Origin of the sequence: Methylobacterium sp. PvR107 (genome assembly GCF_017833295.1) — a bacterium.
GTDB lineage: Bacteria > Pseudomonadota > Alphaproteobacteria > Rhizobiales > Beijerinckiaceae > Methylobacterium.
In genome coordinates this window covers 80,876-97,178 of the sequence record NZ_JAFIBW010000001.1, presented here as the reverse complement: position 1 = coordinate 97,178, position 16,303 = coordinate 80,876, and the positions used below count along the sequence as shown (strand labels likewise).

Genomic DNA, 16,303 nt, shown 5'->3' with positions numbered 1-16,303 from the left:
TCGATCTATTGCGCGCAAGCGGCCGTTCTGCCTACGACCCGATGCGGTCACTCAGCTGCCTCGGACGACGGCCCGAAGGCGGACGCGACCGGCGGGAAGTCCTGCCTTTGCGCCCGCCGGTAATCACGCGGGCTCAGACCGTAGCGATCCTTGAAGCGCCGGGCGAAATGGGCCTGGCTGGCGAAGCCGCAGCTATAGGCCACCATGCCGATCGACAGGTGGGCGCAGGCCGGGTCGGACAGCCGCTTCGCGGCCGCCTCCAGGCGGCGTTCCCAGATGTAGTCGGAGATGTGCCGGCCGCGCTCGTGGAACAGTTCCTGCAGCCGGCGTAGCGACAGCCCCATCGCGGCGGCGAGCTGCGGCGGGTCCAAACGCGAATCGCCCAGATGGGCCTCGATATGGGCCTTGGCACGCTGGACCGTGACGTTGCCGTGGACGGAACGGGGCACCTCCTGCGCCATCCGTTCGGCCAGGCTCGCTACGATCAGGTCCGTTCCGATCGACGCCATGCGCGCGGCCGCGTCGGGAGTGAGCTGATTGCCCACGCGCACCAGCTCTTGGATGAAGGTGTTTGCCAGGATCGTGGAGGCGAGGTCCGCGCCGACCGTGAGTGCACAGAATTGCCGGGACGGGCCCAGCATAGCCTCGAAGCGCTCGCGCGGCAGATCGACGACAAGGGATATACCTGTGCTTGTCTCGCAGACGGCCGGGCGGGCGTCGATGACGACGAAGTCGCCCGTCCGGAATACAGCCTCCTGATCGCCTTGCTGGATGGCGTCTTGGCCAGAGAGCTTCATGGACGCGTAGAGGCGGTCAGGCTGCCCATGGCGCCGGATCGCGTCGGGCGTCGCTTCAGTCCGCATGGCTGTGTGGGCCATCTTCGAGATCGGCACGCACCCGATGCTGGTGACGTCCAGCCTGCCGTGAAACGGAACATCGTGAAGGGGCTGAAGGTCGATCGGGATCAATCGCTCGCAGATCGTCTCCCGCCATCGCCGGAACGCGTTCCTGGGGTGAATTCCGTCTGTCGAGAAGAACGGTTGCATCCGTAGCCTCGGGACACAGCTCGCCGGACCATGGCGCGGACTGCGAGTCCGGGGGTTTATTGTATATAATCTATCATCTCAAGACCGACGTGCCGGGTGCTTCGCGGAGGTAATGTCCGCTTCCCAAGCACTGCCGCTCGAAGCGGAACGGCAGAAATCCGCCCGTTCCGGTCGTAGTTTCTGGCTCACCGATTTGCCGGTAAGCGGACGCTCCGATCTTCGGCAAAGGGTCGTCAGCGGAAATTCGACGGTCGGTTTAAGGAATGTCCGCACCACGGACAGATCGGAGGTTCCTCCCGCTACCGCTTGGCCTCCAAGTCACCTTCGATAAGCGAACGGATGCGCGTCGCCATCGCGTCCATTGCGAACGGTTTAGTCAGCACCGACATGCCCGGCGCGAGATGCTCATTGCCGAGGAACGCATTCTCCGCGTAGCCGGTAATGAACAGGACCCTGAGGTCTGGCCGGACCCCTCGCGCGGCGTCAGCCATCTGCCGCCCGTTCATGCCACCCGGCAGGCCCACGTCCGTGACCAGCAGGTCGATGCGCACATCCGATTGAAGCACCTTGAGCCCTGCCGCACTGTCGCTCGCCTCGATGGCTAGGTATCCGAGGTCTTCCAGGATGCCGGTGATGAGCATCCGCACGGACGGCTCGTCGTCCACCACCAGCACCGTCTCGCCCTGATCGGACCGATCCAGCGTTACGAGCTTGGCGGCACCTTCCTCGTCTCCGACCTCGCCGTAGTGGCGCGGCAGGTAGATGCACACCGTGCTGCCCTCGCCGACTTCGGAATATATGCGCACCTGCCCGCCCGACTGCTGGGCGAAGCCGTAGATCATCGACAGGCCGAGGCCGGTGCCCTCGCCCATGGGCTTCGTCGTGAAGAACGGCTCGAACACCCGAGCGATCACGTTCGGGCTCATCCCGGTGCCGGTGTCAGTTACGCACAGGGACAGATATTGACCCTCCGAAATGTCGAGCTTGCGGGAGGCGCGTTCGTCGATCCACTTGTTGTGGGTCTCGACCGTGATGCGCCCGCCATCCGGCATCGCGTCCCTGGCGTTGATGCACAGGTTGAGCAAGGCGTTCTCAAGCTGCGACGGGTCGACCAAGGCGGGCCATAGGTCGGAGGCCCCGACCACCTCGACCGGGATGCCTGGGCCGACCGTGCGCTGGATCATCTCCTGCATTCCCTCGACGAGGCGGTTCACGTCGGTGGGCTTTGGATCGAGCGTCTGGCGGCGCGAGAAGGCCAGCAGTCGATGCGTCAGAGAGGCAGCGCGCTTGGCGGCTCCTTGCGCCACTGCCATGTAGCGCTCGACATCTTGGAAGCGGCCCTGCTGCATGCGGTTCTGCATCATCTCCAACGATCCTGAGATGCCCGCGAGCAGGTTGTTGAAGTCGTGCGCCAAGCCGCCGGTCAACTGACCGACCGCCTCCATCTTCTGGGACTGGCGCAGCCTCTCCTCGGTCTCCAGAAGCGCGGCCGACCGCTCGGCCACCCGTTGTTCGAGCGTCTCGTTGAGTTCGCGCAACGCGACCGTCGCGCGGTTCTGCACGGTGACATCGTAGCCGCCGACGAAGATGCCGGTGACGACGCCGTCATCGTTGCGGATCGGGTGATACAAGAGATCAATGAAGCGGTCTGCGTCCTCGCCGCCGAGGCGGATCGGGATACCTCTGGCTAAGAACGGCTCGCCGGTCGCGTAGACTCCGTCGAGCAACTCGAAGAAGCCTTGTCCTATGAGGTCAGGGAACACCTCGCGTACACTGTGCCCCAGGAAGCTGCGCTGACCGGCTATCGTCACGTAGGCGTCGTTGACGTATTCGTAAACGTGCGTGGGACCGGTCAGAACCGCGACGAAGCCGGGCATTTGTCGCAACAGGTCGCGATGGCGCCGGTCGCTGGCGCGGAGACTGTCCTCCAACGCCTTACGCTTGGTGGTCTCGGTCAGGATCGAGATGACCCCGCCGATGCCGCCGGGGGCAGTGTCATCGTCGATGGGACTGAACCCGTAGGTCCAGTACGCATCTTCAAGACGGCCGTGCCGCATGATCGGGACGTGCCGGTCCTCGTACCACGTATGCCCGCCACCGTTCCGGACCTTGGCGACCTCGGAGGCGATCACCGGCCAGATTTCACCCCAGGTTTCGGAAGCTGGACGGCCAAGCACGGAAGGATGGCGTTCCGGTCCCGCCGAAGGCACGAAGGCGTCGTTGTAGAAGAATGTCGCTTCGGGCCCCCAGAAGATGTGCATGGGGTGGTGGCTATTCAGCAGCAGACGCACCGCCGTGCGCAGGCCGGAGGGCCAACCCTCGGGCTCAACGAGCGGCGTCGTGGTCCAGTCGTAGGCGCGCATCAGCGTCGCCATCTCGCCCGCCCCGGCGAGGAAGTCGCGGCTACCGGACATCGGATCAGGAGCGGTCATGAGAAGGAAGAGTCTGTTGCGCCATCGAAGCTTTACCCCTCTCGGCGCACTCCAACTCGCGCAGGGCAGCCCGCACGACCTCACTGATGCTCGTATGGCGCCCGGTGGCGACGCACCCCTGCAGGAACGTCCGTAGTTCCGGGGGGCACGGAGATGGTGATGGTTTCGCGCACGGCCATGCTTGATCGGTAACACGTCCACACACTGTCTTACACGTGACACCTGCGTGATCCGGTTGCGGTCCTTATACCGTCTGCTTCTTCACAGGAGCGGACGAAGACGGCGCTTACGCCAGTGTCCGAAAAGGGTGGATTTTCGCCGGTCCGCTTCGGGCAAGCGAATGCATTGAAGCGGACATCGCCGTTGAAACCTCTCACGGCCCATTGTTGAAGCACGAAACGTCCGCTTGCGGGCTGCGTCGAGGCAGAGATCTCCGGACGGAGTGGGTCGTCGTTCCGCCTCGCTCAGGCGGGCCTGTCGCCGAAACTCCTGCACGACCAGCTTCAGCCGAGTACATCTTTAACGTGAGCCTGTTTCTGTGCGGGGGTTCGGGGAACACGCACGCAAACGGCATCAGAATGGCTGGGCGGAGCCGCACCCGCACGAGCCTTGCGCCGTCTCGACAACGCCCGCAGCGCGTCTGGCGTCGCTTTCACGCCGACAATCGCGGTGCCGTCGCTCTGATCTTCGCGCTCGCCGGTACCGTCCTTATCGGCCTGGTCGGGGGCGGCATCGATTACACCCGAATGGTCTATCGTCGGAGCCAGATGCAGAATGCCGCCGATGGGGCTGTGCTCGCGGGTGGCAACACGCTCAAACTCTCGCCGTCGAACTCGACCGCTGTGGCCAGCATCGTCCAGCGGATCATCGTCGAGCAGGCGCCATCTCCGCCGGATTGTAGTAGCTTGCACTCGATCTGACAGTCGATGTCCGGAGATGGTCGGTCTCGACTGCCTGACGGCTCAGGCGGCGATCATCGTCTCCTGAACCTGCGCGCACAGATCTCTCAAACACCCCCTTGAATCCGATGGGGCCACACACGGTCGTGTCCCTGATGGTGGTGTAGCTCGGCGGTAGCGAAGAGGCCCGTCCGCGCGCCTTCCACAGGGCTGTGGCGGGCGGGGCTCCTCGCGGGGTGGTCATCGGCGGTTGCCGGGTAGGGTCGGGTTGCGAGCGCCAACCCCGAACCCGAGAGACCCCCGATGACCGACGAGATGATGGCCCTGCGCGGGCTGATGGAGAAGAGCGCCGACACCGATCTGCTGCGCGAGATGATCGGCTTTGCGGCCGAACGCCTGATGGAACTGGAGGTGGGCGGCCTGACCGGGGCCGCCCATGGCGAGAAGAGCGCAGAGCGGTTGGTCCAGCGCAACGGCTACCGTGACCGGGATTGGCAGACGCGGGCCGGCACGGTGGAGTTGCGCATTCCGAAGCTGCGCAAGGGCAGCTACTTTCCGGGCTTCCTGGAGCCGCGCCGCATGGCCGAGAAGGCGCTCACGGCTGTGATCCAGGAGGCCTACATCCAGGGCATCTCAACCCGCTCGGTCGATGACCTCGTCCAGGCGATGGGCGGCACAGGCGTGTCGAAGAGCCAGGTCAGCCGGCTCTGCCAGGAGATCGACGAGCGGGTCGGCGCGTTCCTCGATCGGCCGCTCGAGGGCGAGTGGCCGTATCTCTGGATCGATGCGACTTACGTGAAGGTGCGCCAGGACGGCCGCATCGTCTCTGTCGCCGTGATCGTGGCGGTGGGCGTGAACACCGACGGCCGGCGCGAGGTGCTGGGCATGGATGTCGGTCCCTCCGAGGCCGAGACGTTCTGGACGGACTTTCTCCGCAAGCTGGCGCGCCGGGGGCTGCGCGGGGTCAAACTGGTGATCTCGGACGCCCACGAGGGCATCAAGGCGTCGGTGGCCAAGGTGATGAACGCGACCTGGCAGCGTTGCCGCGTCCACTTCATGCGCAACGTTCTCGCCCATGCCGGACGCAGCGGGCGGCGTGTCGTGTCCGCCTTCATCGCCACGGCATTTGCCCAGGATGACGCCGAGGCGGCCCGTCAGCAGTGGCGGCGCGTGGCTGATCAGCTCCGGCCGAAGGTCCCCAAGCTCGCCGCCCTGATGGACGAGGCCGAGCCGGACGTGCTGGCCTACATGGGCTTCCCCACTCAGCATCGGGTCAAGCTGCACTCCACGAACCCGCTGGAACGCCTCAACGGTGAGATCAAACGCCGGACCGAGGTGGTCGGCATCTTCCCCAACGAGGCGGCCATCACCCGCCTCGTGGGCGCGATCCTGCTGGAACAGAACGACGAGTGGGCCGTCCAGCGCTCCCGCTACATCACCCTGGAAAGCATCGCCCCGATCGGCGATGATCCCCTCGTCAGCCTGCCCACCCTGGCAGCCTGATCAATCCGGCCCAAACCGGTGATCGTGGTGGCCACGCCGAAGCTACACCACGCCAGGGGACACAACCGCCACACACGGCGGTTCGTCAGCCGTCCGGCAACTTCGGCGTGGGGGTGGATCTACGACGGTCCGCTTCAGAGAGGCGAACGCGCCAGAGCGGACGTCGCCAATCCGCTCCTTCTCGACACCCAGCGAACCGTCAGGAGATCTGTGACAGGGAGTGACGCAGGTCGGCGATGAGGTCGGCAGGCTCCTCTAGCCCGACGTTGAGCCGCACGACCCGACCTTCGTAGCCCCGCTGCGTGCGGGGCAGAGGTGGGTAGGCCATGACGAGGCTGTGCGTCCCACCCCAACTGAACCCCAGCCGGAACAGCCGTAGCTGTTCCACAAAGCGCGTGATCCGCTCCGCATCCCACTCGGGCCGGAACACCACTGAGAACACGCTCGCCGAACCCGCGAAGTCGCGCCGCCAGACGTCATGGCCGGGACAGTCTGGCAGCGCCGGGTGAAGCACCAACTCGACCTCAGGCCGCGCCTTCAGCCAGTGCGCCACGTCCAACGCCGTCGCTTGCAGGCGGTCTAAGCGTACAGCCAGCGTCTCCAACCCGCGCAGTGCCAGCGCGCAATCGTCCGGCGACACCGCCATCCCGAGAAGGCGGTGCGTTGCACCCACCCGCTCGTGCGCCTCGTCCGTGCCGACCGACACGGTGCCAAGAAGGAGGTCTGAGTGGCCGCCCACGTACTTGGTGAGCGCTTGCATGCTCACGTCCACGCCATGGGCGAAGGCGTCGAACAGGACGCCCGCCGCGTAGGTGTTGTCGAGCGCCACCGGCACGCCCCTCTCGTGCGCGGTCGTGACGATGGCGGGTACGTCCTGCACCTCCATCGTGATCGTACCGGGGCTCTCGCACCAGATGAGGCGCGTGTTCGGGCGGATCAGTGTCGCAATCTCAGCGCCGAGCAGGGGATCGTAGGCTTGTACCTCAATGCCGAGCCCGGCGAGCAGCTTGTCGGCCAGTTCGCGGTTAGGGCGGTAAGCGCTCTCGGGCACGAGGGCGTGGTCACCCGCGCGACAATGAGCGAGGTAGACGAGGGCAATGGCAGCCTGCCCGCCCGGCACGACGAAGCTAGCCTTCGCGCCCTCCAGATCGGCGACGCGCAGAGCGAGTTCGCGCGTGGTAGGCGTGCCGTAGAGGCCGTAGGTGTAGCCGTCGCCACGCCAGTCATCGCGAGCATCGGCTACACGGTTGAACAGCACCGTGGAGCCGCGGTGGACTGCGGGAACGAGAGCCCGGAAGTCCTGCGGGGCAGTCACCCCGGGATGCACCAGCTTCGTGCGCCAGTGTGGAGCAGGGTGCTCGTCAGTCATCGTGCCTCGGTCGATGTCGTCCGATGCGATGTAGGGCCGCAACGAGGGACGGCACCAGTAACGACTGCCACTCACCCTGCGTCGACCGGGAATAGCGGCCGATCAATGGCTGCTTTCGGGAGGCCCTGACGGCCGTTGGCACGACTGATATGGGTCGGGGGGGCACGATGGCGAGCGCGCACTGCAGTTTGTGATGGAGCGGCCACAGCATCGAAGTTGAGATCGCAGGCGCCACGGTCCGCATCGCTCAGGGCGCGGGCGCGGCTCAAATCACCGCGGTGACCTCAGCGCCGCGGCATAATTCTTCTATGAAGCGCAGCTGGACGGCCAACGGTTGCGCCTCGACGGGCCAGCCCTAGGCGCCGACGCGGCTCAAGCGATCGCTGAGAAGCTCTCTCACTTGCAAGGGCGTGACGGTGCTATCGCGGTCGAGCTGCAGGTTCGACGCGACGCTCGCGCCCACCGGCTTCGATTTCGAGGAGGGCGTGACCCGCATCCACTTCCCTGGAATCGACTAAAATTCTCCGCGCCGACGCTGACGGAACTCGATTTAAGAGGGCGGGGGCGAATGGGTAGCTTGCCTGCCTCCGTCACGTGGCTGGCATACCAGCGACGCGCTGAGCGAATGCAACCACCACGACGCCCATAGGATTGGTGCGCCAATATCTAATCGGTCGATGGCAAGCCCAAGGTTGGTCATCGAATGATGCGATCCTGTTGCAAGCCGAAGCAGGTCCGTTCTGCGTGAGCTATCGACTTCTAGAGAGATCCAGTCGATGCAGAAGCTTCGAGTAGATTGCACCCGGTTAGCTAGTACACCAGAAAATGCATTTGGGGTTTCGTGACGTGTCAGTTTTGTTGGTTTCCGGGCGAATAAAAAAAGACTTGGCGTACCGCGTGTCGTTACCTCTCGTGGTCGTGTCAATCATATCTGCCGCAGCGATTTGGGTGCCGATCTACAATCTATCGGGCCGCTTCATATGGTTCTGGTGAATAGTTTTGCCTGCCAGATCATGGTTCAGCCTATGAAACAGGTAATAACCTACGAGGTATCCCGATTGATGAGCAATCAGATAGGCAAAGACGATTAATATCTGTAGATGTTCAAAACCGATAAGCATTATAAATAGCACTTCGGAGCATACGAATACCAATATCGACGAGATTACGACCGCCAACGCATTGAAGCGCCACCCGAGCGTCAGCCCAGCAATAAAAAGCAAAGCTGCGATTATCATGGCGGCGCTCGAAAGCTATCAAAAGACAGGATTTATGCGTGCGGGAACGGCTCAGCCAATAATTTTCGAATTCCTACAGCGAAAACGCAAATTACTCTTATCGCGCAGGAATTGCATCGCATACGCAATGCAGCCGTCGATGTAAATGAAATTGGTATGAAAATATCGCATTTTCATGGAGTCATGACGTTCTTTTTGGATCAACCTCGTGGATTAAAACCCGAATTACAAAGCTTCATCCAGACGAAGCTTGAGCGTAAAAGGCATTCCGCTCCGACGGACTTCGCGGGCTGAGCTTCAATCCTTTTCGGAGGAATGTATTCTAGCTGGAACGACATCGGCCTTTGTAGGGCCGGATACCCGTCGCGCCACCGACCGGCATCTGCGTCCCACCAGCGGGCATCACCGAGATGAGAGACCATCCGCCCGTGGGCCCGCCCGCAGCCCTCACAGCAGTCTCTCGCTCGCCCGAACCGGATCACGGCCGAGAGCTGCGGCCAGTCGATGGGGTAGAAAAAGCGGTGCTCGAGCCGGATCGGCATGGGGGCGCACTGTGCCACCCGTCGTGAAAAAGCGTAGCGGTACCTGCGCCCGCAGCTTGAAGCTTCAGCCTATCGCCCAGAGCAACGGGAGTGCGCCGGCCAACGGGGTCGAGGAGACGAGCACGGCAAGGCGCTCGCGATGGTGAAGGACGAAGGCGTGAGGGCTGGCGAACTTGGCAAAGCCGGATCGGCGGCAGCGTCATAGCCGCTTCGGGTGGATTTCGTTGAAAAACTCGCGGTCGGCCTGGATCGAGGTTTGATCGGGGCTTGGCTGAGGGCCTCCCCCAGCCGATCAGGCTAGGCTCGGCTGCCCCAGCGGGATCAGCTTGGCCAGCTTTCGTAGGTTCTGGGCGGCGGCCGCGAGGTGGAATTCGTCCCGGGCTCCATCCGGCCCCCGCAACCGAAGCCGATCCAGCTTCAGGATCCGCTTGAGGTGGGCAAACAGCATCTCGACCTTCTTGCGCTCCCGCCGCGAGGTACGGCCCGCCTCCGAGGCGCAGATGTCGCGCGCCATCTGCCGGGCGCCCTCATGGATCGAGCGTGGGATCTTGCGGGCGGATGCGTTGGGGCAGCATCGTGGCTTCAGCGCGCAGGCATCGCAGTCGTGCTTGCTCGCGCGGTAGCGCAGCATCCCGTCTGCGTCGACGAGCGGAGGCGGCGACCTGTAGACCTTCTGACGTTGCCGCAGGTGCTTGCCGGCCGGGCAGGTGTAAGCGTCAGCGCCAGGGTCGTAGATGAAGGCTGATCGGCTGAAGGTGCCGTCGCGGCGCTCAGACTTGTCGAAGACGGGGATGTGCGGCTCGATGCCCTGCTCGTGGACGAGCCAGCCCAGCATCGCGGCCGATCCGTAACCGCTGTCGCCGGCGAGCCGTGCCGGGTAGAGGTCGAAGCGCTCGCGCGAGCGCACGATCATGCGCTTGGCGGCTGTGACCTCGGCCTGCCGGATCGCGGTGGTCGGCTCGACGTCCACGATGACCGCGTGGTCGAGGTCGATCAGGTAGTTGGCCGCGTAGGCGAAGTAGGCCAGCCCGCCGTCCGCGCCCGTCCAGCGCGCAGCCGGGTCGGCGGGGGAGACGAGCTTGGGCACGACCGGCGTCGCAGCTCCGAACGCGGCGTCGTCGAGCACAGCCAAGTACTCCCGGGCGGCGCGGCTGACGGTCTCGGGTGGCAGGCCGTTCGTACCCTCGACACCCTTCTGCCGGTTGGCATCGGCCTTGATCAGGCTGGCGTCGACCGCGAAGCCCTCGCCGCCCACGAGCCCCTCGGCGATGCAGCGGGTGAGCACGGTCTCGAACAAGTGGCGCAGCAGGTCGCTGTCGCGGAAGCGGCCATGACGGTTCTTGGAGAAGGTCGAATGGTCCGGCACCCGGCCGTCGAGCCCGAGCCGGCAGAACCAGCGATAAGCGAGGTTGAGGTGAACCTCGTCGCACAGGCGGCGCTCGGAGCGGATGCCGAAGCAGTAGCCGATGAGCAGCATGCGGATCATCAACTCAGGGTCGACCGAGGGCCGGCCCGTCGTGCTGTAGAAGGGCCGCAGGTGCGCACGCAGATCCGACAGGTCAACGAACCGATCAATGGCGCGCAGCAGATGGTCGACGGGGACGTGGGTATCGAGCGAGAACTCGTAGAACAGGGCACCCTGCTCGACTTGCCGAGGTCCCATCATCTGCTTCGGTCTCCGTCTATCGACAGGAGTGAATCACCTCACGACTACCGCCGCAACACCCGAATTTTTCAACAGAATCGGTGGAAAGCGGACCTTATTCTGACTGCCGCTTCCCCAGGTCCTCGGCGAGACGCACAAGGTACCCGTCAGGATCTTGGACGAGGCATTCCCGCTGGCCGCCTTCGACCGGTCCCATCCGATACCAAGCCTCGCTTGGCTCCTCGAACAATGGCCATCCCGCTGCATCAAGCGCGGTTAGGATCGGCGCAAGCCGATCGACCATGATTTGGAAGTTCACCCCGCGCCCGTAGGGGCGCTCCAGCACCCCTGTGTCCCACCGGCCGTTGCGCTGGCACAACATGACCTGCGCGCCGCCCCGCACGAGGTAGGCGAAGCGTGCGGCTGGCCGATCGTAGGCCACCGAGAAGCCGAGCAGTTCGCACCAGAACCGTAGGCTCGCGTCGAGGTCTTGGACAGCCAGTTCCGGGGTTAGGGCGGAGAACCCACTATTCGGGGGTTGGCCAGAACCAGGGGAGCGAGCGCGTGCAACGGGATCGGCGAGCGGTTCCATGCTGCCGACCAAATCTTGCCTGAGCGACGGCGGTCAAGATCCGCTTGGGGTCGTGAGCGGGCACGAGGGCGATGTCCGCTTCCATCGATTACTGCCTGAGAGCAGACCGGCGGAAAACCACCCGTCTGAGACGTTCGGAGGAGCGAGGCATGGCGGCAGATGCTGGCCGAAAGCGGCTCGACCGCTTCCGAGAGCGCAACGCATGATAGCAGGCGTTGCGCTCTCAATGGCGAAGGGTAGACGATCAGCCAATCGTCCGCGCCAGAACACCCAGCCAGTTCTCGACCGCGATCTTTCGCAGGATGTCGTCACCATATCCGCGGGCCGAGAGCGCTTGGAAGATCGCCTGCGCCCCCGCCACCGAACCAATGCGGTCCGGGACCACGGCGCCGTCGAAGTCCGACCCCAGCCCAACACGTGTCTCGCTGAGGCGCTCGACGAGGCGGTCAATGTGGCGCACCACGACATCGAGATCGGTGTCGGCCAGCATCTGGCCGTCCGGCCTGAGGAAACACGTGGCTAGGTTCAGCCCCACGAGGCCATCGCTGTCTCGGATGGCGTCGAGTTGACGGTCCGTCAGATTGCGGGACGACGGGCAGATGTCGTGGGCGTTTGAATGGGTTGCCACGAGGGGGGCGTGCGACAGGCGGGCGACGTCCCAAAAACCCTGCTCCGTGAGATGGGATAAGTCGACGAGGATGCGCAGGCGGTTGCAGGCCCGGACAAGTTCGCGGCCGGCCGCCGTGAGCCCGGGACCGGCGTCTGGCGAACTCGGGAACCGCATCGGGACGCCGCCGCCGAAGGCGTTGTTCCGGCTCCAGACCGGTCCCAGGGAGCGCAGGCCCGCGGCGTGCAGCACGTCCAGCGCATGCAAATCCGGATCGATCGCTTCGGCACCCTCGAGGTGGAGGACGATGGCAAACCCGCTGGCCGCGATCGTGGATCGTATCTCGCCGACGCTGCGGCACAGAACGACCCGTTCCTCGGAGGCTGCGACGATCCGAAGGAGGATGGAGATCTGCTTCAGGATAATTTGCTGCGCGACCGCGATCGGCACCTCGGGCGGCAGCGGGCAGTCGTACGATGCGCCGCGGAAATGATCGAAGCTCAGCCCGGTTGCGGACGGCGCATAGAGTGCAAAGAGGCCGCCGAGCATTCCGCCGCGCTCGGCGCGCGGCAGGTCGATGTGGCCGTCTGGCCGGCCGTCAAGGAAGCTTCGCTCCGGGTCGGGCCGCGTGTACAGCGATAGACGCAAGAGCGTGTCGTTGTGGCCGTCGAAAAACTTCATAGCCGTATCCATCGCCTCTCACCGCTCGGTGACGTGTTTCAGGAACGAAGGGGGCTCTTCGGCAGGAGGTGTCCGTCGCCGTTCATGCGGCTCGGCGGTCAGGCGGGTCGGGGCAGCCGATTGGCCAGCATCACCACCGCTCCCACGGCCAGCAGCCCGACCATCACCAGCATCCCCGTGGCCATGCTGCCCGTCGCGGTCTTCACGCTGCCGATGATGATCGGGCTGAAGAAGCCCCCGAGCACGCCCACGACGTTGATGAAGGCGATGCCACCCGGCGCATCGTCGCGGTCCAGATAATCGGCCGGGATGGCCCACAGCACCGTGTACGATGCCCACATCATCGCGGTGGCAAGCGTGATGCTGGGCAGCGCCACGGCCAGGGTCTGCGGGTACATCGTCGCGCTCAGCAGTGCCGCTGCACCCACGATACCGCACAGCGCGCTGTGCCAGCGTCGTTCCCGGCGCCGGTCGGAACTCAGGCACAGGAGGCGCATCGCGACGAGCGCCGCGAGGTAGGGGAGCGCGGAGACCAGGCCGATTGTCGTCGTGCCGCTCATGCCGGTCGCGCTCAGGATCGTCGGCAGCCAGAAGCTCACGGTGTAGATGCCGCAGATCACGCAGAAGTTGCTGAAGGCGATACCGAGCACCCGCGGATCAAGCACGGCCTTGCGGAGTGAGCCGTGACCGTCAATCCGTACCGCCCCAGCGGCCAGATCCGCAGCCACGGTGGCCTTCTCTTGCTCGTCGAGCCACTTCGCCTGCGCGGGCCGGTCGGTCAGGGTCAGGTACGCGATCACGCCCAGCACGGTGCAGGGCAGCCCCTCGATCAGGAACATCCACTGCCAACCCCGGAGCCCGTGGACGCCGTCGAGCGCCGCCATCACCCACCCGGAGACAGGGCCACCCAGCGCCCCACCGATCGGACCCGCGGCCATGACGACGGCCATCACGCGCGCCATGCGCGACGGTGCATACCAGTAGGTGAGGTACAGGATCATGCCGGGCGCGAACCCGGCCTCGAAGACACCAAGCATGAAGCGCAGCAGATAGAATGTCGTCGAGTCGCGGATAAACATCATCCCCGCCGAGACGAGACCCCACAAGATCATGATGCGCGCCAGGGTCTTGCGGGCGCCGATCCGCGCCAGCAGCAAGTTGCTCGGGATCTCGAAGATGACGTAGCCGATGAAGAAGATCCCCGCACCAGTCCCGTAGACGGCATCGGAGAGGCCGAGATCGCCCTGCATTTGCAGTTTGGCGAAGCCGACGTTGATCCGGTCGAGGAACGCGAACATGTAGCAGACCGTCAGGAACGGCAGCAGCCGCCAGGTGATCTTCGCGTAGAGGTGTTCGGACGACTCGGCCGTGATCGCGTCAGGTGGTGCGAGCATGAGATCCTCCAGGAGGGATGGGCGTGGGAAGCCTCGCCGTCCCAGCTAAGCCTTGCTACTGTACTTTACAGTACAGTCAATTTTCGCGCCGACGACACCATCAAGGGTTCGGCATCGATCGGACGGTCAGCATGTCCGCAACGGCGGTCGTTCGGTCAGCAGGTCGTCACTCTGACCGGTGCGTAGACCCGGCGCCCAACCAGGCGCATCATCCCTCGCCGAGCGGATGGGGGCGCCCGGCGAAGGCGGTCACTTCGATCTCGACGGCGACGCCGCCGACCAGTTTGGCCTCTACGGTGCTGCGGGCCGGGAGGTGCGCGCCGAAATGCGCCGCGTACACCGCGTTGAACTGCGGCATCAGGCCGAGGTCTGAGAGCCACACCGTACAGCGGACGACCGCGGACAAGTCGAGCTCGAACTCGGCGAGCGTGGTTCGGATCGCCGTTATGACGGCCTCGGACTGCTCCGCGATGCCGCCTCCTACCGGCTTCATGTCGGGCGATCTCGGGGTCTGACCGGAGAGGAATAGCAAATCGCCGGCCCGCACCGCCTTGGAGAGCGGGGCGGACAGGGGCGAGGGGTAGCGGACGAGATCGCTCATGCGGCGGGCCTCCGGGTTGCGACGGGCATCGAGCGCGGATGCGGCGGGTGTCGTCGGCTCAGAGCGACGACCAGGCGAAGCCGTCCGTGACCCGGCTGATGGTGCCAACGGACGTGCCCGCGCAGTGCGAGCTGAACCACGTCAGGCCGCGGTCGGCGGCGAGGTCGAGGGCGTGGAGCCGCGACCGGCGCGCCTCCTCGGGGTGCGCGCAGAACATCGAGCACAAGTCCGGGCGGGCGACCTGCACCGGATCGTGCAACACGTCGCCGGCGAACAGCGCCTCCTGCCCGTCCGCACGCAGCAAGATCGACATGTGGTCCGGGCTGTGCCCCGGGGTCGGCAGGAAGGTGAAGCCGGGCAGCATCGCGCCCCCCTCCGGTGGCACCATGTCGACGCCGCCGGCTTGCACCACCGGCAGGACGCTGTCGGCGAACATGTCGTAGTTCGGCCGCGATCGGCCGTCCGGGGCGGTGAACAGCTCGTAGCCTCGCCGCGGCAGCAGGGTACGCGCATTCGGGAAGGTCGGCACCCATCCGCCCGGCCCGCGCACGGTGTTCCAGCCGACGTGATCGGTGTGCAGATGGGTCATGAGAACGTGGGTGATGTCTTCCGGCCGGGCGCCCGCGGCCTCGAGGCGAACGAGCCAGGGGGTGTCGAGGTGGTCGAACGCCTTCGCCGCACGGGCCTTGCCGTTGCCGACGCCCGCGTCGACCAACACGGTCAGGGCGCCGATGCGCACCAGCCAAGCGTGGACGGACACGGTCAGCTGGCGGCGCTGGCAGTCGATGGGCCGGGAGCCGTCCGTCGGCGGACCCCGGTCGGGGTCGTAACCTGGCAGGAGTGTGTCGGCCGGGAACGCGATCGCGATCTCCGGAATCTTGGCCACGCTCGCCCCGCCGATCCGGTGGACTTCAGGCGTCTTGCTCGCCGTCATGATGCCCTCCCTCACCCAATATCCCGCGCTGTCGTCACGCCCACGGCTCGCCCGCCCGCAGCCTGTCGGCCAGAGCGCGAGCACAGGCGTCGAGCAGCGCCTCGCCTTTGGCCGCGCTCGCACGGCGGGCGTCCCCTGCGACGCCGCTGGGCGAGATCTCGCGCCAGCCGCGCACCCGCTTGAGGGTAGGCATCAGCGAGGCCGCCAGGTCGAAGGCGGGCCCGTGCGCCTCGGACAGCCGGGCCTCGTCCACGAGCGCGGGGGCGAGCGCCATCATCATTGCGGTTTCGCCCTCGCAGGCGTGCATGACGTTGGCTTGGTCCTCCAGGAGGGTGGCCACCGCATCGGCGGCCTCCATGAAGTACGTGACGGTCGCGATGGGCGCGTCCAGCTCGCGCGACAGCTCGACGCTGAGCGTGGACAGGGCGGCGATGTTGCCGCCGTGGCTATTGACCAGCACGATTCTGCGGAAGCCCGCCCCCAGGATCGACCGACAGAGGTCGCGCAGCAGGGCATGGTAGGTGGATAGGGAGAGGGTGAAGGTGCCGCCGAAGGCCACATGGTGATCGGCCAGGCCGCACCAGACCGTGGGGGCGACCACGGCGAGGTGATCCGGCGCGAGCTGGTCAGCGGTCCGGTGGCAGACGGCAGTACCAAGAAAGTCGTCGACGCCGGAGGGAAGGTGTGGCCCGTGCTGCTCGGTGGAGGCCACCGGCAGCAGTACGACGGCGTCGCGGCGAGCGAGGTCGTTCAAGGCCTCTGCCGACAGGCGGCTCCAGGCGGCCTCGGGGCGAAGGATCTGCGTGGCGGGTCCGATCAT

Annotated in this window: 13 protein-coding genes and 1 pseudogene; 2 read left to right on the top strand and 12 right to left on the bottom strand. The window is 65.4% G+C overall.

Annotation, left to right across the window (positions count from 1 at the left end; all coding sequences use genetic code 11):
- Nucleotides 1-47 precede the first annotated feature (47 nt).
- From JOE48_RS00430 to JOE48_RS30975, 3 genes are all read right to left on the bottom strand, one after another.
- A complete protein-coding gene (locus tag JOE48_RS00430; protein WP_210025856.1) occupies nt 48-1,046 on the bottom strand; it encodes a helix-turn-helix domain-containing protein in 999 nt (332 codons plus the stop codon).
- Between the two features lie 299 nt (nt 1,047-1,345).
- A complete protein-coding gene (locus tag JOE48_RS00425) occupies nt 1,346-3,478 on the bottom strand; it encodes an ATP-binding protein (RefSeq protein WP_409518545.1) in 2,133 nt (710 codons plus the stop codon).
- Nucleotides 3,465-3,683 (bottom strand): type II toxin-antitoxin system ParD family antitoxin, encoded by a 219-nt coding sequence (locus JOE48_RS30975; RefSeq protein WP_210025854.1) that lies wholly within the window; start codon nt 3,681-3,683, stop codon nt 3,465-3,467. Before JOE48_RS30975 ends, JOE48_RS00425 begins: the two co-directional genes overlap by 14 nt.
- 319 nt (nt 3,684-4,002) lie before the next feature.
- On the opposite strand from JOE48_RS30975, the gene JOE48_RS00415 reads away from it, so the two are divergent.
- Both JOE48_RS00415 and JOE48_RS00410 read left to right on the top strand, forming a co-directional pair.
- Nucleotides 4,003-4,398 (top strand): TadE/TadG family type IV pilus assembly protein, encoded by a 396-nt coding sequence (locus tag JOE48_RS00415; protein ID WP_312893034.1) that lies wholly within the window; start codon nt 4,003-4,005, stop codon nt 4,396-4,398.
- A gap of 282 nt (nt 4,399-4,680) precedes the next feature.
- Nucleotides 4,681-5,880, top strand: a complete 1,200-nt coding sequence (locus JOE48_RS00410) for an IS256 family transposase (protein ID WP_210025717.1) — start codon at nt 4,681-4,683, stop codon at nt 5,878-5,880.
- Nucleotides 5,881-6,079: 199 nt separating this feature from the next.
- Here JOE48_RS00410 and JOE48_RS00405 read toward each other — a convergent pair whose 3' ends face one another.
- The 9 genes and pseudogenes from JOE48_RS00405 to JOE48_RS00370 form a co-directional block, all read right to left on the bottom strand.
- Nucleotides 6,080-7,249: a cystathionine beta-lyase gene (locus JOE48_RS00405; RefSeq protein ID WP_210025852.1), complete on the bottom strand. Its 1,170-nt coding sequence runs from the start codon at nt 7,247-7,249 to the stop codon at nt 6,080-6,082.
- Between the two features lie 1,597 nt (nt 7,250-8,846).
- Nucleotides 8,847-9,029, bottom strand: a pseudogene (locus JOE48_RS30025) (hypothetical protein); the annotation flags it as partial.
- Between the two features lie 292 nt (nt 9,030-9,321).
- Complete coding sequence (locus JOE48_RS00400; protein WP_210025850.1) at nt 9,322-10,695, bottom strand: transposase; 1,374 nt, start codon at nt 10,693-10,695, stop codon at nt 9,322-9,324.
- Between the two features lie 94 nt (nt 10,696-10,789).
- Nucleotides 10,790-11,266 carry a bleomycin resistance protein gene (locus JOE48_RS00395; RefSeq protein ID WP_210025848.1) on the bottom strand — a complete coding sequence of 159 codons (477 nt, stop codon included), beginning with the start codon at nt 11,264-11,266 and terminating at the stop codon, nt 10,790-10,792.
- Between the two features lie 244 nt (nt 11,267-11,510).
- Entirely contained in the window at nt 11,511-12,554 is a 1,044-nt protein-coding gene (locus JOE48_RS00390) for a dipeptidase (protein ID WP_210025846.1), read from the bottom strand.
- A 98-nt stretch (nt 12,555-12,652) separates the two neighbouring features.
- Entirely contained in the window at nt 12,653-13,948 is a 1,296-nt protein-coding gene (locus tag JOE48_RS00385; protein ID WP_409518544.1) for an MFS transporter, read from the bottom strand.
- A 208-nt stretch (nt 13,949-14,156) separates the two neighbouring features.
- Nucleotides 14,157-14,549, bottom strand: coding sequence for a RidA family protein (locus JOE48_RS00380; protein ID WP_210025841.1), 393 nt, complete (start codon nt 14,547-14,549; stop codon nt 14,157-14,159).
- A 58-nt stretch (nt 14,550-14,607) separates the two neighbouring features.
- Nucleotides 14,608-15,483: an MBL fold metallo-hydrolase gene (locus JOE48_RS00375; RefSeq protein ID WP_210025839.1), complete on the bottom strand. Its 876-nt coding sequence runs from the start codon at nt 15,481-15,483 to the stop codon at nt 14,608-14,610.
- Nucleotides 15,484-15,517: 34 nt separating this feature from the next.
- A complete protein-coding gene (locus JOE48_RS00370; protein ID WP_210025837.1) occupies nt 15,518-16,303 on the bottom strand; it encodes a creatininase family protein in 786 nt (261 codons plus the stop codon).